A 22,587-nucleotide genomic window follows, 5' to 3' on the forward strand; every position below is an offset into this window, starting at 1 on the left:
GCCGGAGCGGGGGCCGGCCGGGCGGGACCGGGCGCCGGGGCGCCCGATGCGACGCGATCGCCACCGCCCGGGGGAATTTTCGCTCTCTACCTGGGCATTTCGACGCCCGTCGCCGAGCGCAACTACGCTCGTCGCCATGACTATCGCGCCGACCATCACTGTCCGACGGGTCACCACGACCAGGGCCGGAGGCTTCTCGGCGCCACCTTACGACTCGTTCAATCTGGGCGACCACGTCGGCGACGATCCGGCGGCCGTGCGGCGCAATCGCGATCGGCTGGCCGATGGCATCGGCCTGCCGCCGGAGCGCCTGGTCTGGATGGAACAGATCCACGGCCGCACCGTGGAGATCGTCGACGGCCCCCGCTCCGAACCGGTCCCCGCCACCGACGCGCTCGTGACCACCGTGCCCGGACTCGCGCTGGTCGTGCTCACCGCCGACTGCGTGCCCGTTCTGTTGTCCGACGACGAGGCGGGCGTGATCGCCGCGGTGCACGCGGGACGGATCGGCGCTCGCATCGGCATCGTGCCGCGCGTGCTCGAGGCGATGGTGTCGGCCGGTGCGCGCCTGGACCGGGTGGGAGCTTTTCTCGGGCCCGCGGCCTCCGGCCGTCAGTACGAGGTTCCCGCCGCCATGCGCGCCGACGTCGAAGCACACCTGCCCGGCAGCGCGACCACCACGGTCCGCGGTACGCCCGGCCTGGATCTGCGCGCGGGTATCTCCCGGCAGCTCACCGAGGCGGGCGTGGGCGCGATCGCGGTCGACCCGCGCTGCACCATCGAGGACCGCACATTGTTCAGTCATCGCCGTGGCGCGCCGACCGGCCGGATCGCGGGTGTGATCTGGATGGAGACCGGCGCGTGAGCGCGCGTGACGCCCGCGCGGTCCCGGAGCCGAGCGTCGGTGGGGTGCGGGCATGAACGCCGAGGCGAAGGCCGCGGCGGACGGCGCGCTCACGACCCGGACCGCCGAGCTGTCGGCCAACCTGGCGGGTCTGCTCGCCCGCATCGACTCCGCCTGCCGCGCGGCGGGCCGGGCGCCGGACTCGGTGCGGCTGCTGCCGGTGACGAAATTCTTCCCGGCCGCCGACGTGGCGATCCTGCATCGGCTCGGCAGGCGCGAGTTCGGCGAGTCCCGGGAGCAGGAGGCCGCGGCGAAGGTGGCGGCGCTGCGTGAGGAAGACCTCTCCGGCATTCGCTGGCACATGATCGGACGGTTGCAGCGGAACAAAGCCCGGGCTGTCGCCCGCTGGGCGCACACCGTTCACTCGGTCGACAGCGAACGTCTGGCAACCGCTCTCGACGCGGGTGCCCGAGCTGCGTTGGAGGCGGGAGAGCGCACCGAACCGCTTCGGGTGTTGCTCCAGGTGAGCCTGGATGACGACCCCACTCGAGGGGGTGTCGCGGCCGCGGATCTCCCCGTGCTCGCCGAACGGATTGCGAAGGCCCCAGGATTACGTTTGTCGGGTCTGATGGCCATTCCGCCCTTGGGGGCGGAGTCTGATGCCGCATTTGCGCGACTTGCGATGTTGCACACGTTGTTGCTCGCCGATCATCCGGAGGCGACAGAGCTTTCCGCGGGAATGTCCGGCGATCTGGAATGCGCGATCGAACACGGTTCGACGGTTGTGCGTGTCGGTACCGCCTTGATGGGTATGCGACCGATAACCTCGGGCTAGCAAAGAAACCTCATCAGTCACATTCGACACATATGCTGGGATCTGACGAGGGCTGAGCAAGACTTCAACACCCGGCCGCCACCGGGGCCGAAGGAAGGTCGACCAATGAGCACGCTGCACAAGTTCAAGGCGTACTTCGGCATGGTTCCGCTCGAGGATTACGAAGACGACTACGTCGACGATCGCGCTCCCCGAGGCGTGGACGAGCGCGGTGCTCGCCGGCCCCGGCCCCGTGACTACTCCGACCGCGACGGCTACGTCGACCGCTACGGCGACGACCGCTACGGCGCGGGCCGTTTCGACGACGTCGACTACCCCGAGCCCGCCTACAAGTCGCCATACAAGGCGGGTTACTCGGTGTCGCGGCGCGACGACTACGCCGACGAGCCCTACGGTGACGACCGCTACGACGCGCCCAGACGTCCCACCCGGATCGATGCCGCACCGTCCGGCCGCTTCCGGGCGGGTGGGAGCGCGCCACCGCTGCGTGGCACCACCCGTGGCGCGCTCGCCGTCGATCCCGACGCCGAGGAGCGCAGGCTGGAGGAGCGCGTGCGTCCCGAGCCCGCCCCTGTGCGGCGGCCCGGGATCTTCGAGGACGGAGGCCCCTTGTCCAAGATCACCACGCTGCGCCCGCGCGACTACAGCGAGGCTCGGATCATCGGCGAGCGCTTCCGTGAGGGCAATCCGGTGATCATGGATCTGGTCGATCTGAGCAATGCCGACGCCAAGCGGCTGGTCGACTTCGCCGCGGGTCTGGCCTTCGCGCTGCGCGGGTCGTTCGACAAGGTGGCGACGAAAGTGTTCCTGCTCTCACCGGCCGATGTCGACGTATCAGCGGAAGAACGCAGGCGCATCGCGGAAACCGGCTTCTACAACCAGAAATAAGGTCGTGATCTGGGGGGTGAAGCGGACCGGTCGCCCGTTGTGCGGCGCGGTCATTTTGCGCGAAGCGATTTTTACGGCAGAGTGAAGTCGTGGCCTTGTTCGCGGTGCTGTACTTCGTACTGTTCATCTTCTGGCTGTTGCTGATCAGCCGGGTGATCGTCGAGTTCATCCGTAGCTTTGCCCGAGACTGGCGTCCTACCGGTGTCGTGGTCGTCGTCCTCGAGGTGATCTTCACGATCACCGACCCGCCGGTGAAACTGCTGAGGCGGTTGATACCCCCGGTGTCGCTGGGCGGAATTCGCCTGGATCTGTCGATTATGGTCCTGCTTTTCATCGTCTTCATCCTGATGTCGATCGTGGGCAGGCTCGGGCAACCGGTAGCTCCGGTGTGACAGAATGGGCCGAGAAGACAGCTTGCTAGATCTGCTAGATCTCCAAAAGACGCGTGAAGGGATCCTTCCATGCCGCTGACCCCAGCCGATGTGCACAACGTCGCGTTCAGCAAACCGCCGATCGGGAAGCGCGGCTACAACGAGGATGAAGTCGACGCGTTCCTGGATCTCGTTGAGCAGGAGCTGTCGCGCCTGATCGAGGAGAACGCGGATCTGCGCCAGCGGGTCGCCGAACTGGACGCCGAACTGGCCGACGCGAAGAAGAACCGCGGCCCGGCCGTGGCGAACACCGTGAAAGCGCCGATTCAGCAGGCCCCGCCGCCCCCGCCGGAACCGATCAAGCCCCCGGTTCCCGCCGCGCCGCCCGCTCCGATGCCCGCCGCGCCGGTGGCCAAGGACGCTCCGGGCGCGGACGCGAACCTGCAGGCCGCCAAGGTGCTCAGCCTCGCCCAGGAGATGGCGGACCGGCTGACCAGCGATGCCAAGGCCGAAGCGGAGAGCTTGCTGTCGAATGCCCGGGCGAATTCCGAGCGACTGGTCGGAGACGCCAGGACGCGGTCGGAGGCGATGATCGCCGACGCCCGCCAGAAGTCGGACGCGATGCTGTCGGACGCGCAGACCCGCTCGGACAACCAGCTGCGTCAGGCCAAGGAGAAGGCCGACGCGTTGCAGGCGGACGCGGAGCGCAAGCACACCGAGATCATGGCGACCATCACCCAGCAGCGCAGCGTGCTGGAGAGCCGGATCGAGCAGCTCAAGACCTTCGAGCGGGAGTACCGGGTGCGGTTGAAGTCGTACCTGGAGTCGCAGCTCGAGGAGCTGGAGAACCGTGGCTCGGCGGTTCCGGTCGACGGCGGCGAAGCGTTCGCGGACGCCAACACGGCGAACAACCTCGCGCCTGCGTCCTTCGCCAAGGGTGGCAAGTAGCACGCCGCGCACGAGCACAGCAGTTCGCATACCGTTAGAGGAACTGTCGAGCCGCCCGGCATGCCTTGGGGGTCACCATGCTCGTCTTGACACTCGTCCTTGCCGCGATCGGCTTCGCCCTGCTCGTGGCCGCGCTCACCACCGGATCGGTGATCTGGGCGTGGGGTTGCATCGTGGTATGCGTCATCGGTGCGATGCTCCTGCTGGTGAGCGCTTTGTCCATGCGGAGTCCGGATGGTGATTCCCCACCGCCTCCTGGTCGACATGCCAGACGCTGACCTGCTCTCCGATATGAGTTGACCGCTGCGGCTAGAATCAAACATGAATACGGCGTCGATCCGGCTATCACCGGGGAGCCTTCGGAAGAACGGTGGCGCGGCCCGCGGGCCGGGCGCTCAGTAGAACCGAACGGGTGAGCCCGTCACAGCTCGCGAATGAGAGGTCCGGAGTTCGTCACACCGGACAAGCGGGGTGGTACCGCGGTTTCGGCGCACCGGGCGCCGTCATCGTCCCCGTGCCCATGACACACGGCACGAGGAGACGTATCCGCCATGGCGGACCACACTTCCAGCAACAGCGCGTACCCGCGCGTCGACCTCGGCGTCGGCAACGGGGCGTCGTTCCCCGAGATGGAGCGCCGCGTGCTCGACGCGTGGGCGGCCGCCGACACCTTCCGCGCGAGCATTGAAAACCGTTCCGGCGCAGCCGAATTCGTCTTCTACGACGGCCCGCCCTTTGCCAACGGTCTGCCGCATTACGGACATTTGCTCACCGGATACGTCAAAGACCTCGTCCCGCGTTTCCAGACCATGCGCGGCAAGCGGGTCGATCGGCGATTCGGATGGGACTGCCACGGACTGCCCGCCGAAATCGAAGCCGAAAAGCAGCTCGGTATCACGGACAAATCACAGATCGATGCGATGGGGCTCGCGGAATTCAACGCGGCCTGCAAAACGTCGGTACTGCGCTACACCGGGGAATGGCGCGACTACGTGACCCGCCAGGCCCGCTGGGTCGACTTCGACAACGACTACAAGACGTTGGACACCGACTTCATGGAGTCGGTGATGTGGGCGTTCAAGTCGCTGTACGACAAAGGTCTGATCTATCAGGGTTTCCGGGTGCTGCCCTACAGCTGGTACGAGCAGACGCCGCTGTCGAATCAGGAAACCCGCCTCGACGACGCCTACAAAATGCGCCAGGACCCGGCGGTCACCGTCGACATGGCGTTGCGCGTGCCCGCCGAGCATCCGTTGCACGAACTCGACGGCGCCAACGCGCTGATCTGGACCACGACGCCGTGGACGCTGCCGTCCAACCTGGCGATCGCGGTGCACCCAGACGTCCGCTACGTGCACCTGCGCGGCGCCGACGGCAAACGCTATGTGCTAGCGGCCGAACGGGTTTCGCACTACGCGCGGGAGTTCGGCGAGAACCCGGAGGTGCTCGCCGAGTACGACGGCGCCGCGCTGGCCGAACTGTCCTACGCGCCGCCGTTCGACTTCTTCGTGGGCCACCCCAACGCCCACCGGGTGCTCACCGCCGACTACGTGACCACCGACTCCGGCACCGGCATCGTGCATCTGGCGCCCGCCTTCGGTGAGGAGGACATGGACGTCGCCACCGCGCACGGCATCGAGCTGGTGCAGCCGCTGGACGCGGGCGGCAAGTTCACCTCGATGGTTCCGCCGTACGAGGGTCTCATGGTGTTCGACGCCAACCCGGTGATCATCAAGGACCTCAAGGCCGCGGGAAAGCTGTTGCGGCACGAGACGATCGAGCACTCCTACCCGCACAGCTGGCGTTCCGGGCAGCCGCTGATCTACATGGCCGTGCCGTCCTGGTTCGTCGCGGTCACCAAGTTCCGCGAGCGGATGGTCGAGCTCAACAAGCAGATCACCTGGGTGCCCGAGCACATCCGCGACGGCCAGTTCGGCAAGTGGCTGGAAGGCGCGCGGGACTGGAACATCAGCCGCAACCGCTACTGGGGCAGCCCGATCCCGGTGTGGGTGTCCGACGATCCGGCCTACCCGCGTGTCGACGTGTACGGATCGCTGGACGAGTTGGAGCGCGACTTCGGCGTGCGCCCGGCCGATCTGCACCGCCCGATGATCGATGAGCTCACCCGGCCGAATCCCGACGATCCGACCGGGAAGTCGACCATGCGCCGGGTGCCGGAGGTGCTGGACTGCTGGTTCGAGTCCGGCTCGATGCCGTATGCCCAGGTGCACTACCCGTTCGAGAACAAGGAGTGGTTCGACAGCCACTTCCCGGGCGATTTCATCGTCGAGTACAACGGGCAGACCCGCGGCTGGTTCTACACGTTGCACGTGCTGGCGACGGCTCTGTTCGATTCCCCGGCGTTCAAGACCGTTGCCGCGCACGGCATCGTGCTCGGTGACGACGGCCTGAAGATGAGCAAGTCCAAGGGCAACTACCCGGACGTCAACGAGGTGTTCGACCGGGACGGCTCGGACGCGATGCGCTGGTTCCTGATGAGTTCGCCGATCCTGCGCGGGGGCAACCTCATCGTCACCGAGCGCGGCATCCGCGAGGGCGTGAGTCACGCGCTGCGACCGCTGTGGAACGCGTGGACCTTCCTGCAGCTGTACGCCTCGAAGCCCGGGGTGTGGCGCACGGATTCGCCGCACGTGCTCGATCGCTACATCCTGGCGAAGCTCGCGCGAACCCGGGACGTCATCACCGAGGCGCTGGAGGCCTACGACATCGCGGGCGCCTGCGAGGAACTGCGCTCGTTCGCCGACGCGCTGACCAACTGGTACGTGCGGCGGTCGCGGTCGCGGTTCTGGAGCGAGGACCGCGACGCGGTGGACACCCTGCACACGGTGCTCGAGGTGGTCACCCGGCTGGCGGCGCCGTTGCTGCCGCTGATCACCGAGGTGATCTGGCGCGGACTGACCGGCGGCGACTCCGTGCACCTGGCCGACTGGCCGAAGGAGGGTGAACTGCCGGACGATCCGGAGCTGGTCGCCGCCATGGACGAGGTGCGGGTGGTGTGCTCGACGGTGCTGAGCCTGCGCAAAGCACAGAACCTGCGGGTGCGGCTGCCGCTGGCCGAGGTCACCATCGCCGCGGCCGACGCCGAGCGGCTGGCGCCGTTCGCCGACATCGTCGCCGACGAGGTGAACGTCAAGAAGGTGGACCTGACCACCGACGTGGACTCGCACGGCCGCTTCGAGCTGGTGGTCAACGCCCGCGCCGCGGGGCCGCGGCTCGGCAAGGACGTGCAGACGGTGATCAAGGCGGTCAAGGCCGGGGAGTGGTCCGAGGACGCGGACGGCACGGTTCGCGCGGCCGGCATCGCCCTGCTGCCCGAGGAGTACACCCAGCGCCTTGTCGCGGCCGAACCCGAGTCGACCGCGGCGCTGCCCGGGAACGCGGGCCTGGTGGTGCTGAACTCGGTGGTCACCGAGGAACTGGAGGCCGAGGGCTGGGCGCGGGACCTGATCCGCGATCTCCAGGAGACCAGGAAGTCGTCCGGACTGGACGTCTCCGACCGCATCACCGTGGTGCTGGAGGTCCCGGCGGAGCGGGCCGCGTGGGCCGAGGCGCACCGTGACCTGATCGCGGGCGAGATCCTCGCCACGACGCTGACCTTCGGCGACGCGGGTCAGGAGGCCGCCGATCTGGTCGGCGGCGTGCGCGCGAAGCTCGCCAAGGCATAGCGCGCCGAGTACCGAGCGAGCCGGGGCGGGACCCATCGGGTCCCGCCCCGGCTGCTGTGCGGAGCGGTTCTCGTGCCCGTCGTTCCGGGCCCGATAGCTGCGGATCAGAGGCCGCAGTCAGTGATGTAGATCACATGCTGAGAGTTTGCTGATTCCCGACAATTCGCCGATATCCCAGGCACAATCTGCGGTGTCGCTGCTGTTGACCGGCTCGTATCCGGGGCGGCAGTTTCTCTATATGGCTTGTCTTACTTGGAATTCGGCCGCGCCGGTAACACGCCCGGCGCGGGTGGCGGCGGCTCCACATCGGTGGCCGCTGCTGATGCCATGTATTAGCCAGGCCGCCGATCGGCGGCCAGTCATCCGCGCCCATGGAAGGGGCGAGTACGTGCCGAGAAAATCGACGCACCGCATCGCACTCGGATTTCTGCTCTCCACCATCACGATCCTCCTGCTCGCCGGACCCGTCTGGGCCGACACCGGCAGCGCCTCCGGCAGCGGGCCGGGCAGCGCCTCCTCCGGTTCGGCCTCCGGCAGCGGTCCCGACGGTGACTCCGGCAGCGCCAGCGGCTCGGGCTTCCTGCCGGTGCCCAGTGTGTTCGGCATCGGCGCGCTGGCCGCGGCGACCACACAGATCGGCAAGCCCTACGAATGGGGCGGGACCGGTCCCTTCAGCTGGGACTGCTCGGGTCTCGTGCAGTGGGCGTACCGCCAGGTCGGCGTGAGCATTCCGCGGACCACCTGGCAGCAGGCGAAGGCGGGCGCGCCGGTGCCGCGGGGCTCGCTCTCGCTCGGCGACGTGGTGGTGCTGAACCAGGACGGTTCGCACGTCGGCATCTACGCGGGTAACGGACTGGTACTCAACGCCTATGACTGGGGTGTGCCGGTGGGCTACACCCCGCTCGACGAATTCGACATCTACGCCATTCGCCGCTTCTGAGCGCGCACCGGGCGGGCGCGCGACGCCGATCGCGGTTGCTCGCGGGATGACACGGCCCCGGCCGGCAGCTGGTCGGGGCCGTGTCGGCGCTTTCCCGGCTGGATAGCCGACGGTCGCAGGCCCGCTTCCCGCGCTACTCGACCATCGGGCGGTCCTGCGGCGGTGGCCGTCGGGTGCACCGAGCCACGGCTCTGCGATTCGCTCGCCGCGGTGCCGCGGGACCCGGAGGTCAGCCGTCGAGGCCGTCGGCGAGGTCGCGCAGCGACGGTCCGTACTGCGGGTGCGCCAGCGCCGAGGCGAATTGCGCCACCAGGTAGTCGGCCGGGTTGCCGGTGTCGTACCACCGGCCGCGGATCACCTGGCCGAAGACCGGATTGTTCGCCGCGTGCACGTTGATCGCGTCGGTGAGGTACACCTCGCCGGTGCGGTGCTCGTACCACGCTTCGGTCTGCCTGCGCAGCTCCTCGATGATGCCGGGGGTGACGACGTAGCCACCGATCGCGGCGAACGACGACGGCGCGTCCTTCGGCTTCGGCTTCTCCCGCAGTCCGGTGATGCGCAGCAGGCCGTTGCCCTGGTCGTCGGCGACCACCGGGACGCCGTAGCGCTGTGACTCGGCGGGATCCATCGGCATCAACGCCAGGACGGGCGCCCCGGTGGCCTCGTAGGCGTCGATGAGCTGCTGGGCGCGCGGCACCTCGGCGACGAACACGTCGTCCGGCCACAGCACCAGCATCGGCTCGTCGCCGAGATTGCGGGCGGCGTTGAGCACCGGGGTGCCGTTGCCGTACGGCCCGTGCTGGTCGAGGTAGGTGATGTGGCCGAGCCGGGACAGTTCGCCGACCTCCTCGACCGCGTCGGCGAAGGCGGTCTTGCCGTCCGCGCGCAGCTGGGCCACCAGCGCCGGGTTGGGGCGGAAGTGGTCCTGGATCAATGATTTCCCGCCGCTGACCACGATCGTGATGTCGGTGATGCCCGAAGCGACCAGCTCGCGGACGGTGTGCTCGATCACCGGCTTGTCGCCGACCGGCAGCATCTCCTTGGGGATGGCCTTGGTCAGCGGAAGCAGACGAGAGCCGATACCTGCGGCCGGGATGACGGCCTTGCGGATATTCATGCGTCCGATCATCACATATCGGACCGGGCGCCGAGCTCCCTCCCCGCGGCACGTCGGCGGTTATTTCAGGACTGTCGAGTATCGGGGCCGGCGCGGAAAAGAGCAGATCAAGACCGGTGCGGCGAGGCCGAGGGCGACCCGGAGGCGAGGGGAGGCGACCCGCGGTACCGGCAGGTAACCGGTAGCTAGCGCACAGCCACCTGACAGCGTCACCGCCTGCCCCGAGCTGTCGGTGGGCGGGCGTACATTGCACCCGTGCGTACCGAGAAACCGAGCGTCGAGCGCGCGGCCGCGCCGTCGACCGGGATCGGGACGACGCGCGGGGACGGCTCGGTGAGCCCGCCGCCTCGTCCGGCGTTCGCCGACGCGGACAGCGTCGCCCGCCGCTGGGTTCTGCATATAGATATGGACGCGTTCTTCGCCTCGGTCGAACAGCTGACCCGGCCGACGTTGCGCGGCAGGCCGGTGCTGGTCGGCGGAACCGGTGGCCGCGGGGTCGTCGCCGGAGCCAGTTACGAGGCGCGGGTCTTCGGTGCCCGGTCGGCGATGCCGATGCATCAGGCGCGCAGGCTGGTCGGTGTCACCGCGGTGGTGGTGCCGCCGCGCGGGGCGGTCTACGGGGTGGTCAGCGGGCAGGTCTTCGACGCGCTGCGCAGCCGGATCCCGGTGCTGGAGACGCTGTCGTACGACGAGGCGTTCGGCGAGCCCGCCGAACTGGCGGGCGAGACGGTCGCGCGGGTGTACGCGTTCTGTGAGGAGTTGCGCGCGGTGGTGCGCGAGCGAACCGGGCTGACCGCCTCGGTGGGCGCGGGCACCGGTAAGCAGCTGGCCAAGATCGCCTCCGGCTTGGCCAAACCCGATGGGGTGCGCGTGATCTCGCCGGTCGAGCAGCCGCGTCTGCTGGCGGGGCTGCCGGTGCGCAAGTTGTGGGGCATCGGGCCGGTCGCGGAGGGCAGATTGCGTTCGCTGGGCATCGAGACGGTGGGCGCTTTCGCCGCCCTGCCGGAGTCGGAGGCGATGTCGATCCTCGGCGGCAGTGTGGGCGCCGCGCTGCACCGGCTGGCGCGCGGCATCGATGACCGTCCGGTCGCCGAACGCACCGAGGCCAAGCAGATCAGCGCCGAGACCACCTACGAGACCGACATCGTCAGCCTCGAGCAGTTGCGCCCGGCCATCGAGGACATGGCCGCGGCGGCGCACCGGCGCCTCACCGGCGACGGGCGCGCGGCGCGCACGGTGGTGCTCAAACTGAAGAAGTCCGATATGAGCATCGTCACCCGCTCCTTCACCCTGCCCTACGCCACCGAGGACCTGGCCACCCTCGCCGCCGCCGCGCAACGGTCGGCGCTCGACCCGCGAGAGCTGGGCCCGATCCGTCTCGTCGGGGTCGGCTACGGCGGCCTGTCGACGATCCGCCAGGAGTCGCTGTTCCCCGAACTGGATCGCGGCACGGCCGCCGAGATCGTCACGGCGCGGCCGGAAGCCGAGCCCGCGCACTCCGCCGGCCTCGGCGATGCCCCGCAGATCAGCGCGCCCACCTTGCCCGTGGCCGTCTGGCATCCCGGCATGGACGTGACCCATCCCGAGCACGGCCACGGCTGGGTGCAGGGCGCGGGGCTCGGCGTGGTGACCGTTCGCTTCGAAACCCGTTCCACCGGTCCGGGTCCCGCGCGCACCTTCGCCGCCGACGACGCCGCGCTCACCCGGGCCGATCCGCTGCGCAGCCTGCTCTGACGGCCGGGCCCGCGGCTCGACATCGCCCGGCCGGGCGCGTACGTTCGCTGCCGACGACCATCGTCGGTCCGTGTGGATCTTCGGCGGCGCCGCCCGGTGCAGGTAGCCTGGGACCTCGTGCAGCGCCGCCGGTTCGGGTGGCGGCTGTCAAGGTGGAACACGACACGGACCTCTCGAACGCAAAGGACGAGCAGTTGAAGCTTCGTAAGACTGGACGCATCGCGATCGCCGGCCTGGCCATCGTCGCCGCGCTTGGCCTGACCGCCTGCGGTGGCGACGACAAGGACAGCAAGCCCGCCGCCAAGACGTCGACCAGCGCCAAGGCGTCGGCGACCGCGAGCGCGAACCTGCCGCCGGTCCCGACTCCCGCGGAGCTGAACACCGCCCTCTCCCGTGCGTTGGACCCGTCGGTGCCCGCCTCCGAGAAGCTGGACAACGTCCAGGGCGCCGAAGCCGATCCGACGCTGCCGGATCGCCTGTCCCAGGCCGCGGCCGGCGCCGACGTGAAGATCGAGGTCACCGACGTCACCTCGTTCGGCGACAGCGTGAACGCGAAGGCCAAGTTCATCCTCAACGGCCAGGAGAACATCGTCGACGTGCCGTTCGTCGCCGACAACGGCAAGTGGAAGATCCAGAAGGCGTGGGCCTGCACCATGCTGACCAACCTCGGCCAGCAGTCGGCGGCCTGCAGCTGAGTTCGCACCACCGGCCGGGCCGGTCGCCGGGATTCGTCCCCGCGACCGGCCCGTCGTCGTCTTCGAAAGAGCCGGTTGTTCGGCGTCGGCCGCGTGGGTCGGTGCACCGCCGGACTCCTACAACTTCAGGACTTTCAGGTCGGGCATCGCATCGTAATCACCGTCCTGGGTCACGATCGGAATGTCGTGTGCCAGCGCGGTCGCCGCGATCCAACTGTCATTGATCGGCACCTTGCGTCCGGTCGCCCGCAGGCGTGCGACCAGCAGCGCCCAGTGCTCCGAAACGGTCTCGTCTACCTCGAGTGGCTGAAACCGCTGTGCCAGCTGGTAGGTCGCCAGCCTCCGGGCCGATACCTCGGGGCTGGCAGCCCGCAGCACCCCGAGGCGGAGTTCACCAAGAGTGACAACCGAGACACCCCATTCGTACCCGTCGAATCGTGCCGGGTCGAAGCGTGCCGCCTCGAGGCCGATGAATATCGACGTGTCGGCCAGTGCGCGTCGGTCGTTCACCACGGCAGGTCGTCCGTCGTCTCGGACAATGTCTGACGGAGTTCCTCCCGTAGGCCCGTAGTATCCGGACCCAGGCGAACCAGTTCACGCAGGACCTCCGCGGCGGGTACCCACTGTCGCCGCCGCGGCAACGGGATGATCTTCGCGACCGGCCGGTTGTCCTTGAGGATCTCGATCTCCTCGCCGGCCTCGACACGGCGCAACACGTCAGCGGTGTGATTTCGCAGGTCGCGAGCAGGTAGCGCGGTCATTCTACAATCGTAGCCATATGCTACGCTTGTAGCAATTCTTCCGCCGGAGGTGCGCCGCCCCATCGCTTCGGACGGACATAGCTCACAGGGTGGTCCGAGTTTCGCTCGCGGGTGGGCCTGAGGCGGTGATGGCGTCGGGCGATGTGCGCCGCGCACGCCGGGCTCGCAGCAGCGCTTCGGTGGTGAAGATCGCCAGCGCGGCCCAGATCAGCGCGAAACCGGCCCATCGCGAGGCGGGCATCGGCTCGTGCGCGACGGCGACGCCCCAGGCCATCTGGAGCGCCGGGGTCAGGTATTGCAGCAGGCCCATGGTGGACAGCGCGACGCGCTGAGCCGCGACAGCGAACAACAGCAGCGGGACGAGGGTGACCGGTCCGGTGGCCGCCATCAGCGCGGTGTGCGCGGGGCCGGAGGTGAATTCGCTGTGCCCGGTGATCGCCAGAGCGACCGCGAACGCCAGCGCGAAGGGCGCGGCGACGATGCCCTCCGCGGCGATGCCGCGCAGCGCGTCCAGCGGGATCACCTTTTTCACCAGGCCGTAGGTGGCGAACGAACAGGCCAGGGCCAGGGCGATGACCGGCGGCCTGCCGTAGTCGACGGTGAGCACGGCCACCGCGCCCGCGCCGAGTGCCAGGGCGCCCCACTGGGCGCCGGTCAGCCGTTCCCGGAAGATCACCACCCCGAACGCGACGGTCACCAGCGGGTTGATGAAGTAGCCGAGCGCGCATTCCACGACGTGCCCCGAGATGACGCCGTAGACGTACACGCCCCAGTTGAGCGCGATCGCGGCGGACGCGACGGCGGCCAGACGCCAGACGCGGCCGCCGATGCCGCGCAACTCGCGTATCCGGCCGCTCAGGGCGAGCGCCGCGAGCACGACGACCAGCGTCCAGACGATCCGCTGCGCCACCACCTCACCCGGACTGGCGAACGCCAGCAATCCGAAGAACGCGGGGAAAAGTCCCCACAAGAAGTACGCGCTCGCTCCGAACGCTGCACCGGGGATGGACCTGCTTCGCCGCACGAGGACGAACGTAGTTGTCCCGTAGCCTTGCGGTCATGTCGATTACCGTGCAGGCTTCGGGCGCCACCGGACTGACCGCGGCCGAGGTCGAGCAACGTCGCCGCGACGGGCTGACCAACGACGTCCCCGATCGGGCGAGCCGCTCGGTCCGCGACATCGTGCGCGCGAACGTCTTCACCCGGATCAACGCCATCCTCGGGGTCCTTTTCGTCCTGGTGCTGGCCACCGGATCGATCATCGACGGCATGTTCGGCCTGCTGATCGTCGCCAACAGCGCGGTCGGCATCATCCAGGAGATCCGCGCCAAGCGCACGCTCGACGAACTTGCCATCGTCAGCCAGGCCAAGCCGACCGTCCGCCGGGACGGCACGGCGGTCGAGGTCGCGCCGCACGACGTGGTGCTCGACGACCTGATCGAGCTCGGGCCGGGCGACCAGATCGTGGTGGACGGCACGGTCGAGGAGTCCGCGCAGCTCGAGGTGGACGAGTCGTTGCTCACCGGCGAGGCCGATCCGGTCGACAAGGCGGTCGGCGCCACGGTGATGTCGGGCAGCTACGTGGTGTCCGGGTCCGGCGCGTACCGCGCCACCAAGGTAGGCCGGGACGCCTACGCGGCGCGGCTGGCGGAGGAGGCGAGCAAGTTCACCCTTGTGCACTCCGAGCTGCGCAGCGGTATCGACAAGATCTTGAAGTTCATCACCTACCTGCTGATCCCGGCGGGCCTGCTGAGCATCTACAACCAGCTCGTCTCGAGCAAGGAGTCCTGGCGTCCCGCGGTCACCGGGATGGTGGCCGCGCTGGTGCCGATGGTGCCCGAGGGGCTGGTGCTGATGACCTCGATAGCGTTCGCGGTGGGCGTGGTGCGGCTGGGCAGGCGCCAGTGCCTGGTCCAGGAGTTGCCCGCGATCGAGGGCCTGGCCCGGGTGGACGTGGTGTGCGCGGACAAGACCGGCACGCTGACCGAGAACGGCATGCGGCTGTCGGATCTGAAGACCCTGGACACCTTCGACGACGCCGAGGTACGCGCCGCGCTGGCCGCGATCGCCGCCGACGATCCGCGCCCGAACGCGAGCGTCCAGGCCATCGTCGAGGCCTTGCCGGACGGTCCCGGCTGGCAGCGCACCGCCGTCGCGCCGTTCTCCTCGGCCAAGAAATGGAGCGGCTGCTCCTACGGCGAGCACGGCGACTGGCTGCTCGGCGCGCCGGACGTGCTGCTGGACCCGGACTCCGCGGACGCGCGGGTGGCCGAGGAACTGGGCGCCTCCGGTCTGCGCGTGCTGTTGCTGGCCCGCGGCGACCGTGCGGTGGACGCGGCGGACGCTCCCGGCATCGTGCGGCCCGCCGCGCTGGTCGTGCTGGAACAGAAGGTCCGGCCGGACGCCCGCGACACACTCGAGTACTTCGCGAGCCAGGATGTCTCGATCAAGGTCATCTCCGGCGACAACGCCGTGTCGGTCGGCGCGGTGGCCTCCTCGCTCGACCTGCCCGGCGGCGATCACCCGATCGATGCGCGGGAACTGCCGGAGGATCGCGACGGGCTGGCCGGCGTGCTGGACCGCAACACCACCTTCGGCCGGGTCCGTCCGGACCAGAAGCGCGCCATGGTGTCCGCCTTGCAGTCACGCGGGCACACCGTGGCGATGACCGGTGACGGCGTGAACGACGTTCTCGCGTTGAAGGATTCGGATATCGGCGTGGCCATGGGGTCGGGCAGCCCCGCGACCAGGGCGGTGGCGCAGATCGTCCTGCTGGACAACAAGTTCGCCACCCTGCCCTATGTGGTCGGGGAGGGACGCCGGGTGATCGGCAACATCGAGCGCGTCTCGAATCTGTTCCTCACCAAGACCGTCTATTCCGTCCTGCTCGCCTTCTTGGTCGGGATCGCCGGTGTCGGGTCCCAGATCTTCGACTACGAGCCCATCGGCTACCCGTTCCTGCCGCGCCACGTCACGATCGCGGCCTGGTTCACCATCGGCATCCCGGCGTTCATCCTCTCGCTCGCGCCCAACAACGAGCGCGCCCGCACGGGCTTCGTCGGACGGGTCATGCGACTTGCCATCCCGTCGGGCGCAGTGATCGGCGCGGCCACCTTCGTGGCCTACCTGATCGCCTATGCCGGGCCGGACGCGGGCGAGGAGCAGAAGGTCCAGGCGGGCACCACCGCCCTCATCACCCTGATCATGATCGCGGTGTGGGTGCTGGCCATCGTGGCGCGCCCGTACGTCTGGTGGAAGGTGGTCCTGATCGCGGCGTCGGTGGCGGCGTACGTCTTCTTGTTCACCGTTCCGTTCACCCGCGAGTTCTTCAAACTCGACCCCTCCAACCTAGCGCTCACCGGTGCGGCGGTGGCCTGCGGTGTGGTGGGCATCGTGCTGGTCGAGGCCGCGTGGTGGGTGAGCGCGGTGCTGCTCGGCGACAAGCGGCAACTGCTGCCGAGCTCGCCCGGCGGAGCCGCCTGACAGACTGGACGCCTGACTAGCCGCGCCACGAGAAGCCTTGTGCGAAGCGGCCATTCAGAGTTGGAGTACCTTCTGGAGACTATGGAGGTACTGCTGCACCAGATCGACGCGTTCGCCGACGCACCGTTCTCGGGCAACCCGGCCGCGGTGATGCCGCTCCCGTCGTGGCTCCCGGATGCGTTGCTGCAACAGCTGGCCGAGGAGAACAATCTCGCCGAGACCGCGTTCTATACATCGCAATTACCTCCCGAGGCGGGCATGCCGCCGGGTGAGTGGCCCGCTTTCCACCTGCGGTGGTTCACCCCGAGGGTGGAGGTCGCACTGTGCGGGCACGCCACCCTGGCCAGCGCCGCGCAGATCCTGGCCGACCTGCATCCCGGCGAAGACCGGGTGAGTTTCTACACGCGCAGCGGCTGGCTGCACGTCGACCGCACCGACGACGACGAGTTCGTCCTCGACCTGCCGGTGGTGCCGAGCATCCCGGTGCGGCCGGATCCGGCGCTCGTCGCGGCGCTCGGGGTGCGTCCGGTGACCGCGTATTCCGGCGCCGACGAGGTGATCGTCGTGGCGACCGAACAGGAGGTGCGCGATGCCGCGCCCGTGCTGTCGGCGTTCCCCGCCCTGCCGCGCGGCGCGATCGTCACCGCGCCCGGCGACTCGGTCGATTTCGTCTCCCGCTTCTTCGGCCCCGGCGTGGGCGTTCCGGAGGATCCGGTGACCGGATCCGCGCACGCCCAGCTGGTTCCGCTGTGGAGCGAGCGGCTCGGCCGCACCGAACTGCACGCCAGGCAGCTCTCCCGCCGCGGCGGAAGCCTGCGCTGCGAACTGGCGGGCGACCGGGTGCTGCTGTTCGGGCGCTGCCGCCGCTACCTCGACGGCGTCGTCACCCTGCCGGACTGAGCGCCCGGCCGCTCACGGTTGCGGAACCGGTCCGTCGTCGGGGCCGGGCAGGACGACATCGCGGTAATCGGGCAGCAGCGGAACCACCGCGAAGCTGCCCGCCACCGCGTCGGCGGGAAGCGCCTGGACCGCGCGGATGCCGTCGCGTCCGGCCAGGTCCCGCAACTGCGCCGAGGATCCTCGGACGACGAGTCCGACGACGCAGCCGCAGCCGTCCCGGAGCCGGGCGGCGGAGTACTCCACCACACGGGCGGAACGGTCGTCGGCGGGGCGGGGGAGCAGCCAGGCCGCGTCCCGCGCCGAATCCACCGCCGCGGCCGCACCTTCCGGGACGGGTACGGTCACCAAGGGCGTCTGCACGCGGGGGACCGGTACCCGGTAGAGCACCTGGGAGATCCGCAATCCGCCGCTGTGCGCCGGAATCTGCTCGGGGGCCAGCGGTTCGGTGAACGACACCAGTGCCCAGCGCGGTTCGTCGCCGCCCGGCTCCAGCGAATCACGGGAGCGGTCGAGGTAATCCGTGACCTGCTCGCCCCGGTCGGGTCCGAGCCGGTCGGTGGCCGGCGCGGTGCGATACGGCGGATGCAGCGCGCCCAGCGCGTAGATCAGCGCCATCAGCGCGACCACCGCCGCGGCGAGGAAGATACCGCGCCGCGGCGGCAGCCGGCGGTCAGACATCGCGCAGGACGTCCAGCGCGTGTTTCAGGTCATCCGGGTACTCGCTGGTGATCTCCAGGTAGCGGCCGTCGGCGGGATGCTGGAAGCCCAGCGACCGGGCGTGCAGCCATTGGCGTTGCAGTCCGAGCCGCTCGGCCAGGCGCGGGTCCGCGCCATAGGTGAGATCGCCGCAGCACGGGTGGCGGATCGCGGAGAAGTGCACCCGGATCTGATGGGTGCGGCCGGTCTCCAGATGGATGTCCAGCAGGCTGGCCGAATGGAACGCCTCGACGGTGTCGTAGTGGGTGACGCTGGGCCGTCCGTCGGCGGTGACGGCGAACTTCCAGTCGTTGCCGCGTGCCCGGCCGATCGGGGCGTCGATCGTGCCGCTGCTCGGGTCCGGATGGCCCTGCACCACGGCGTGGTAGCGCTTGTCGACCGTGCGCTGTTTGAACGCGCGCTTGAGCATCGTGTACGCGTGCTCGGACTGCGCGACCACCATCACTCCGGAGGTGCCGACATCCAAGCGGTGCACGATGCCCTGCCGTTCGTGCGCGCCCGAGGTGGAGATGCGGTATCCGGCCGCGGCGAGCCCGCCAACGACGGTCGGCCCGCTCCAGCCGACACCGGTGTGCGCGGCCACGCCGACCGGCTTGTCCACCGCGACGATGTCGTCGTCGGCGTAGAGGATCTTCATCCCCTCCACCGGTTCGGCCTCGATGGTCAATTCTCGCCTCGGCTCCGGGAAGATCACCTCGAGCCAGGCGCCCGCGGTGAGCCGGTCGGACTTGCCCGCGGCGACGCCGTCGAGCTGCACCGAGCCCTCCTCGGCGAGCGCGGCCACCGCGGTGCGGGACAGGCCGAGCAGGCGGGCCAGGCCCGCGTCGACGCGCATGCCGTCGAGCCCGTCGGGGACGGGCATGGTCCTGGTCTCCCTCATGCCGCGCTGCCCTCGGTCGCGTCGCCGGGCTTGCCGTGGCCGACCCGGGTGCCGTTGGGTTCGAAGCCGAACACGGTGAGCGCGACCAGCAGGATCGCGCCGCAGACGATGGCCGAGTCCGCGACGTTGAACACCGGCCACCAGCCGATCGCGACGAAGTCCACCACGTGGCCCTGTAGCGGGCCCGGCGCGCGGAACAGCCGGTCCATCAGGTTGCCGAGCGCCCCGCCGAGCACCATGCCCAGACCGATCGCCCACCCCAGCGAGCGCAGGGTGCGGCCGATGCGCACCACTCCGACGACGACGGCGGCGGCGACCAGGGTGAGCAGCCAGGTCATGCCGGTGGCCATGGAGAACGCCGCGCCCGGATTGCGCACCAGGCTCAGGCGCGCGACGTCACCGACGATCGACACCGGGTCGCCCGGCGTCAGTTTCGCGACCGCGATGGTCTTGGTGAGCAGATCCAGGCCCAGCACCACCGCGGCGAGAACGAGCAGCGTCCGCAGACGCTGCGGTGGAGCAGGCTCGGTCGTCGGATCTGCGGTGTTTGCTGGGTTTTCCTCGGGCGGCCCGTCGTCACTCACGCCGACCATCATCTCTCGAGCCCGATCGGGCCCGGTGCGCGCGTCCGATTGCCAGGCCCGCGCCCGGCGGACGCGCGTGGCACGCCGACCGGCGCACACGCGGATGTCCCAGCTGACACTCAGGAAGCGGTCGTACGCTGTTGCTCGTGACGGTGTTGTCTTCCCCCCGCCTTCATCGGAGCCCGGGCTCCGCCCGGAGCGCACGCTCGGGCGTGCTGCTCATGGTGCTCGCGGTGGGGCTTTCGGCCTTCGGCGTCGGTTGCGGCGACGGCGCGGAGTCGAGCGGTGAGGCCGACGGAACGGAGCCGCTGGGAATCGGCAAGGAAGTGACCGTGCCGATCGCGGCAGCGGTGGCCACGGTCGAATCGGCCGGTGCGGAACCGCGTTCGCTGCTGCGGCCGGAGTATCCGGCAGGCACCGTGCAGCGGGTCACGCTCTATACCGCCCACCACATCGAACAGCAGATCGATGAACAGCCCAAGCGCGACTTCTCCACCCCGGCGCTGACCATTCCGATGACCGCGCAGACCACCGCGGACGGCATCGATCTGACCCTCGGCACGGTCACCTCACCGGACCCGACGATGGCCAAAGCGCTCACCAAGATCGGTGGCTCGCACGCGGGCTTCGACCTCAGCGATCTGGGCACGATCACCGCCCTGCGGCTCGAGCCGGCCCCCGACGCGTCGAACACCGCGCGCGCCGCCCTCGAGCAGGCGTTCTACCAGGCCGTGTACCGGTCGATCGCGTTCCCCGACGAGCCCGTCGGCGAGGGCGCGGTGTGGACGGTGCGCCAGGAAGTGAGCAGCGGCGTCCTGCTCGACCAGGTGACCACCGCGACGCTGAGCAAACGCGACGGGGACCGGCTCACCATCGAGCTGCACGTCACCCAGAAGCCCAAGTCGCCGGTGTGGAACCTGCCGAACAACGCGGGCACGCTGGACATCCGGGACTACGTCATGGAGGGCGCGGGCACCATCACGGTGGATCTCGGATTGCCGCTGCCGGTGGCCGGATCCATCACCGTCGGCGGCCACCAGGCCTACCGCGATCCGCACAGCGACAGCACGCTGCGTCAGACGATCGATACGCAGGTGTCGTGGACCGAATGACCCGTGCGTGCGCCCTGCCGTTCGCGGTGGCGTCCGTCGCGCTCGTCGTGGGCTGCGGGTCCGCCGAGCCCGCCGAGCCGAAGGCGCACGAGCTGCCGCCGCTGGGGCCCGCGGTGGCCGCGGTCCCGGTGACCGCCGCGCCCGAGACCGATTCCGCACGGCTGGGCGCCCGGCTCCTCGGCGACGCCGACCTGCCGTCCGGTTTCACCGCGCTGCCGCCGCGCGCTGCCACCGGGACCGCCTCGACCGGTACCTCGGCGACGAATCCGGCGGAATGCGCGAAGGTACTCACTCCGCTCGGCGCGCAATACTCCGGCGCACTGGCCCAGGCGTCCACGCAATACGCCGGGCCGAATTTCTCCAGCATCGATATCGACGCGGCGAGTTATCCGGCCGATTCGCTCCCGGCCGCGTTTTCGGCCGTGCAGGAGACGCTGCGCCGGTGCACGCGCTATTCCGGCGACGACGCCACCGATATCGCGGTGGACTACCGGATCGGCGGGCTCGCCCAGCCACCGGTCGGCGACGCCGCGGGAGCCTTCCAGGTGCGCGCCACGAGCGAGGGGCTCGCCCTCGGCTCGTCGGTCGCGATCGTCCAGGTGGGAAGCACGTTGCTACAGGTGGCGGTGACCGCGCCCGAGACGGTGGACCCGGCCGTGCTCAGCGCGCTCACCGCGGCCCAGGTGCGTCGGCTGCGAGGCTCCGCGGGTCCCTGATTTCCGACGATCCGGCCAATTGCGCGGATCGCCGGAATAGGCTCGACATGGTCCGACACAACGCCTCGACCGGAGGTTCTCCATGTCTGATGTCAAACCCGTTCCCGATGGTTATCCGGTGGTCTCGCCCGGGCTGGCCATCGACGGCGCGGCGGCGGCGATCGATTTCTACAAGAACATTTTCGGCGCCACCGAACGTATGCGGATGCCCGGTCCGGACGGCAAGATCGCCCATTGCGAGCTGATGTTCGGCGATTCGGTCGTCATGCTCGGCGATCCGGCGCCCGATATGGATTTCCTCGACCCGAAGACGGTCGGCGGCACCCCCGTGAACCTGTACGTGTACGTCGAGGACGCCGACGCCGCCTTCGCCGCCGCGCTGGCCGCGGGCGCCACCGAGCTCACGCCGATGACCAGCCAGTTCTACGGGGATCGCAGCGGCGCCTTCGAAGACCCGTGGGGGCACCGGTGGACCGTGGCCACCCATGTGGAGGACGTGCCGCCCGACGAGATGGACCGCCGGATGGCGGAGATGTTCGGCGGTTCCTGAACCCGGCCGAGTCACCCGGCGATCACCGAATCACCCGAGACCCGGACGGCGCGCGGTGCGAGGGGTTTGGTGGCCGGGCCGTTGACCACCGCGCCGTCCAACGCGTACTTGCTGCCGTGGCAGGCGCAGTTGATGGTGCCGCCGGACACCGTCGCGACCTTGCATCCCGCGTGCGTGCACACCGCCGACAGCCCGACGAAGGTGCCCGCGCTGGGCTGGGTCACCACGGTGTCACCGGCGATCACGCCGCCGCCGACGGGGATGTCGGCCGTCTTGGCCAGCGTGTTTGCCTGCCGGTCCGCATCGGCGGGCCGGTCGCTCTGCGCGGGTGGGGGTTCGCTCTTGCCGGAGGAGGCGCAGGCGGCGACCGCCGCGGCGGCGGCGATGCCCGCCCCGGCGGCGACCACACTGCGCCGGGTGCGGAGTTGTTCGTCGAGTGTCATGTCGGGTTCCGTTCCGAAGGCGCGGCACGGCGTTGCGCCGGTGCCGCTTCGCCTCGTCAACGGAATAGGGCGGCGCTTCGGTTCAATCCGGTGTGCTCAGAGGTCGCTGCCCGGCGTGTCGCGGCGGGATGGCGGACCCGGGAGGGCGAGCGGCGGACCCGGACCCCCTCATCTGCTTTGTGGCCGGGTCCGCCGCTCTGTGGTTACCCGCGGGCGATCGATTCGAACACCTTCGGGTCGACGAGGGTGGAGGTGTCGCCGAGTTCGCGTCCTTCGGCGATGTCGCGGAGGAGGCGGCGCATGATTTTGCCGCTGCGGGTTTTGGGGAGTTCGGGGACGATGTGGATTTCGCGGGGTTTGGCGATGGGGCTGATGTGGTGGGC

Annotated in this window: 24 protein-coding genes; 15 read left to right on the forward strand and 9 right to left on the reverse strand. The window is 69.5% G+C overall.

Annotated features, from left to right (window positions below; genetic code table 11):
- The first annotated feature begins 136 nt into the window (after nt 1-136).
- The 8 genes from pgeF (at nt 137) to ABZ420_RS33300 (ending at nt 8,512) form a co-directional block, all read left to right on the forward strand.
- Entirely contained in the window at nt 137-865 is a 729-nt protein-coding gene (pgeF, locus tag ABZ420_RS33265; RefSeq protein ID WP_357131330.1) for a peptidoglycan editing factor PgeF, read from the forward strand.
- 52 nt (nt 866-917) lie between these two features.
- Nucleotides 918-1,679, forward strand: a complete 762-nt coding sequence (locus ABZ420_RS33270; protein ID WP_357131333.1) for a YggS family pyridoxal phosphate-dependent enzyme — start codon at nt 918-920, stop codon at nt 1,677-1,679.
- 105 nt (nt 1,680-1,784) lie between these two features.
- On the forward strand, nt 1,785-2,567 hold the full coding sequence (locus tag ABZ420_RS33275) for a cell division protein SepF (protein ID WP_040865945.1): 783 nt from the start codon (nt 1,785-1,787) through the stop codon (nt 2,565-2,567).
- Nucleotides 2,568-2,656: 89 nt separating this feature from the next.
- A complete protein-coding gene (locus ABZ420_RS33280; RefSeq protein ID WP_039797136.1) occupies nt 2,657-2,959 on the forward strand; it encodes a YggT family protein in 303 nt (100 codons plus the stop codon).
- Between the two features lie 69 nt (nt 2,960-3,028).
- A complete protein-coding gene (locus ABZ420_RS33285) occupies nt 3,029-3,886 on the forward strand; it encodes a DivIVA domain-containing protein (RefSeq protein WP_357131336.1) in 858 nt (285 codons plus the stop codon).
- Nucleotides 3,887-3,963: 77 nt separating this feature from the next.
- Nucleotides 3,964-4,164: a hypothetical protein gene (locus ABZ420_RS33290; RefSeq protein WP_084499367.1), complete on the forward strand. Its 201-nt coding sequence runs from the start codon at nt 3,964-3,966 to the stop codon at nt 4,162-4,164.
- Nucleotides 4,165-4,437: 273 nt separating this feature from the next.
- Nucleotides 4,438-7,572 carry an isoleucine--tRNA ligase gene (gene ileS, locus ABZ420_RS33295; RefSeq protein WP_357131339.1) on the forward strand — a complete coding sequence of 1,045 codons (3,135 nt, stop codon included), beginning with the start codon at nt 4,438-4,440 and terminating at the stop codon, nt 7,570-7,572.
- Nucleotides 7,573-7,960: 388 nt separating this feature from the next.
- Nucleotides 7,961-8,512, forward strand: a complete 552-nt coding sequence (locus tag ABZ420_RS33300) for an NlpC/P60 family protein (protein WP_357131342.1) — start codon at nt 7,961-7,963, stop codon at nt 8,510-8,512.
- A gap of 229 nt (nt 8,513-8,741) precedes the next feature.
- On the opposite strand, the gene ABZ420_RS33305 is transcribed toward ABZ420_RS33300, so the two are convergent.
- A complete protein-coding gene (locus ABZ420_RS33305; protein WP_357131345.1) occupies nt 8,742-9,629 on the reverse strand; it encodes a UTP--glucose-1-phosphate uridylyltransferase in 888 nt (295 codons plus the stop codon).
- A gap of 333 nt (nt 9,630-9,962) precedes the next feature.
- Here ABZ420_RS33305 and ABZ420_RS33310 point away from each other — a divergent pair, with 333 nt between their 5' ends.
- Both ABZ420_RS33310 and ABZ420_RS33315 read left to right on the forward strand, forming a co-directional pair.
- Complete coding sequence (locus ABZ420_RS33310; RefSeq protein WP_357131377.1) at nt 9,963-11,363, forward strand: DNA polymerase IV; 1,401 nt, start codon at nt 9,963-9,965, stop codon at nt 11,361-11,363.
- A 194-nt stretch (nt 11,364-11,557) separates the two neighbouring features.
- Nucleotides 11,558-12,058, forward strand: a complete 501-nt coding sequence (locus tag ABZ420_RS33315) for a hypothetical protein (RefSeq protein ID WP_040865962.1) — start codon at nt 11,558-11,560, stop codon at nt 12,056-12,058.
- Between the two features lie 117 nt (nt 12,059-12,175).
- On the opposite strand, the gene ABZ420_RS33320 is transcribed toward ABZ420_RS33315, so the two are convergent.
- The 3 genes from ABZ420_RS33320 to rarD form a co-directional block, all read right to left on the reverse strand.
- The gene (locus ABZ420_RS33320; protein WP_357131380.1) at nt 12,176-12,568 is read right to left on the reverse strand and encodes a type II toxin-antitoxin system VapC family toxin; all 393 of its coding nucleotides are present in this window, start codon (nt 12,566-12,568) and stop codon (nt 12,176-12,178) included.
- On the reverse strand, nt 12,565-12,819 hold the full coding sequence (locus tag ABZ420_RS33325) for a type II toxin-antitoxin system Phd/YefM family antitoxin (protein WP_040865950.1): 255 nt from the start codon (nt 12,817-12,819) through the stop codon (nt 12,565-12,567). The genes ABZ420_RS33320 and ABZ420_RS33325 overlap by 4 nt, the downstream gene beginning before the upstream one ends.
- A gap of 82 nt (nt 12,820-12,901) precedes the next feature.
- The gene (gene rarD / locus ABZ420_RS33330; protein WP_357131348.1) at nt 12,902-13,843 is read right to left on the reverse strand and encodes an EamA family transporter RarD; all 942 of its coding nucleotides are present in this window, start codon (nt 13,841-13,843) and stop codon (nt 12,902-12,904) included.
- Between the two features lie 35 nt (nt 13,844-13,878).
- Between rarD and ABZ420_RS33335 the strand changes: the two genes are divergently transcribed.
- Both ABZ420_RS33335 and ABZ420_RS33340 read left to right on the forward strand, forming a co-directional pair.
- Nucleotides 13,879-16,302, forward strand: a complete 2,424-nt coding sequence (locus tag ABZ420_RS33335) for a cation-translocating P-type ATPase (protein ID WP_357131350.1) — start codon at nt 13,879-13,881, stop codon at nt 16,300-16,302.
- Between the two features lie 81 nt (nt 16,303-16,383).
- Nucleotides 16,384-17,202: a PhzF family phenazine biosynthesis protein gene (locus tag ABZ420_RS33340; protein WP_357131353.1), complete on the forward strand. Its 819-nt coding sequence runs from the start codon at nt 16,384-16,386 to the stop codon at nt 17,200-17,202.
- A 12-nt stretch (nt 17,203-17,214) separates the two neighbouring features.
- On the opposite strand, the gene ABZ420_RS33345 is transcribed toward ABZ420_RS33340, so the two are convergent.
- From ABZ420_RS33345 to lspA, 3 genes are read right to left on the reverse strand one after another with little or no spacing between them, the layout of a single operon-like run.
- The gene (locus ABZ420_RS33345) at nt 17,215-17,880 is read right to left on the reverse strand and encodes a hypothetical protein (RefSeq protein WP_357131356.1); all 666 of its coding nucleotides are present in this window, start codon (nt 17,878-17,880) and stop codon (nt 17,215-17,217) included.
- Complete coding sequence (locus ABZ420_RS33350) at nt 17,873-18,799, reverse strand: RluA family pseudouridine synthase (RefSeq protein ID WP_357131359.1); 927 nt, start codon at nt 18,797-18,799, stop codon at nt 17,873-17,875. The genes ABZ420_RS33345 and ABZ420_RS33350 overlap by 8 nt, the downstream gene beginning before the upstream one ends.
- On the reverse strand, nt 18,796-19,392 hold the full coding sequence (gene lspA / locus ABZ420_RS33355) for a signal peptidase II (RefSeq protein WP_357131383.1): 597 nt from the start codon (nt 19,390-19,392) through the stop codon (nt 18,796-18,798). The genes ABZ420_RS33350 and lspA overlap by 4 nt, the downstream gene beginning before the upstream one ends.
- Before the next feature lie 137 nt (nt 19,393-19,529).
- Between lspA and ABZ420_RS33360 the strand changes: the two genes are divergently transcribed.
- The 3 genes from ABZ420_RS33360 to ABZ420_RS33370 all read left to right on the forward strand — a co-directional run bounded on the left by ABZ420_RS33360 (nt 19,530) and on the right by ABZ420_RS33370 (nt 21,761).
- Nucleotides 19,530-20,495 (forward strand): hypothetical protein, encoded by a 966-nt coding sequence (locus ABZ420_RS33360; RefSeq protein ID WP_357131362.1) that lies wholly within the window; start codon nt 19,530-19,532, stop codon nt 20,493-20,495.
- Entirely contained in the window at nt 20,492-21,211 is a 720-nt protein-coding gene (locus ABZ420_RS33365) for a hypothetical protein (RefSeq protein ID WP_357131386.1), read from the forward strand. The genes ABZ420_RS33360 and ABZ420_RS33365 overlap by 4 nt, the downstream gene beginning before the upstream one ends.
- An 82-nt stretch (nt 21,212-21,293) precedes the next feature.
- A complete protein-coding gene (locus ABZ420_RS33370) occupies nt 21,294-21,761 on the forward strand; it encodes a VOC family protein (protein WP_062977404.1) in 468 nt (155 codons plus the stop codon).
- An 11-nt stretch (nt 21,762-21,772) separates the two neighbouring features.
- Here ABZ420_RS33370 and ABZ420_RS33375 read toward each other — a convergent pair whose 3' ends face one another.
- Both ABZ420_RS33375 and ABZ420_RS33380 read right to left on the reverse strand, forming a co-directional pair.
- On the reverse strand, nt 21,773-22,204 hold the full coding sequence (locus tag ABZ420_RS33375) for a Rieske (2Fe-2S) protein (protein ID WP_357131364.1): 432 nt from the start codon (nt 22,202-22,204) through the stop codon (nt 21,773-21,775).
- A gap of 203 nt (nt 22,205-22,407) precedes the next feature.
- A partial coding sequence (locus ABZ420_RS33380) for a hypothetical protein (RefSeq protein WP_357131367.1) occupies nt 22,408-22,587 on the reverse strand: 180 nt, incomplete at its 5' end.

The organism is Nocardia sp. NPDC005745 (assembly GCF_040630775.1).
In the GTDB taxonomy this organism is placed as follows: domain Bacteria; phylum Actinomycetota; class Actinomycetes; order Mycobacteriales; family Mycobacteriaceae; genus Nocardia.

What these genes read in the sequence shown, in the direction of transcription:
- pgeF (WP_357131330.1), top strand. Translation starts at nt 137, where the DNA reads ATGACTATCGCGCCGACCATCACTGTCCGACGGGTCACCACGACCAGG.
- ABZ420_RS33270 (WP_357131333.1), top strand. Translation starts at nt 918, where the DNA reads ATGAACGCCGAGGCGAAGGCCGCGGCGGACGGCGCGCTCACGACCCGG.
- ABZ420_RS33275 (WP_040865945.1), top strand. Translation starts at nt 1,785, where the DNA reads ATGAGCACGCTGCACAAGTTCAAGGCGTACTTCGGCATGGTTCCGCTC.
- ABZ420_RS33285 (WP_357131336.1), top strand. Translation starts at nt 3,029, where the DNA reads ATGCCGCTGACCCCAGCCGATGTGCACAACGTCGCGTTCAGCAAACCG.
- ABZ420_RS33290 (WP_084499367.1), top strand. Translation starts at nt 3,964, where the DNA reads ATGCTCGTCTTGACACTCGTCCTTGCCGCGATCGGCTTCGCCCTGCTC.
- ileS (WP_357131339.1), top strand. Translation starts at nt 4,438, where the DNA reads ATGGCGGACCACACTTCCAGCAACAGCGCGTACCCGCGCGTCGACCTC.
- ABZ420_RS33305 (WP_357131345.1), bottom strand. Translation starts at nt 9,629, where the DNA reads ATGAATATCCGCAAGGCCGTCATCCCGGCCGCAGGTATCGGCTCTCGT.
- ABZ420_RS33325 (WP_040865950.1), bottom strand. Translation starts at nt 12,819, where the DNA reads ATGACCGCGCTACCTGCTCGCGACCTGCGAAATCACACCGCTGACGTG.
- ABZ420_RS33335 (WP_357131350.1), top strand. Translation starts at nt 13,879, where the DNA reads ATGTCGATTACCGTGCAGGCTTCGGGCGCCACCGGACTGACCGCGGCC.
- ABZ420_RS33340 (WP_357131353.1), top strand. Translation starts at nt 16,384, where the DNA reads ATGGAGGTACTGCTGCACCAGATCGACGCGTTCGCCGACGCACCGTTC.
- ABZ420_RS33345 (WP_357131356.1), bottom strand. Translation starts at nt 17,880, where the DNA reads ATGTCTGACCGCCGGCTGCCGCCGCGGCGCGGTATCTTCCTCGCCGCG.
- ABZ420_RS33350 (WP_357131359.1), bottom strand. Translation starts at nt 18,799, where the DNA reads ATGAGGGAGACCAGGACCATGCCCGTCCCCGACGGGCTCGACGGCATG.
- lspA (WP_357131383.1), bottom strand. Translation starts at nt 19,392, where the DNA reads ATGGTCGGCGTGAGTGACGACGGGCCGCCCGAGGAAAACCCAGCAAAC.
- ABZ420_RS33365 (WP_357131386.1), top strand. Translation starts at nt 20,492, where the DNA reads ATGACCCGTGCGTGCGCCCTGCCGTTCGCGGTGGCGTCCGTCGCGCTC.
- ABZ420_RS33370 (WP_062977404.1), top strand. Translation starts at nt 21,294, where the DNA reads ATGTCTGATGTCAAACCCGTTCCCGATGGTTATCCGGTGGTCTCGCCC.
- ABZ420_RS33375 (WP_357131364.1), bottom strand. Translation starts at nt 22,204, where the DNA reads ATGACACTCGACGAACAACTCCGCACCCGGCGCAGTGTGGTCGCCGCC.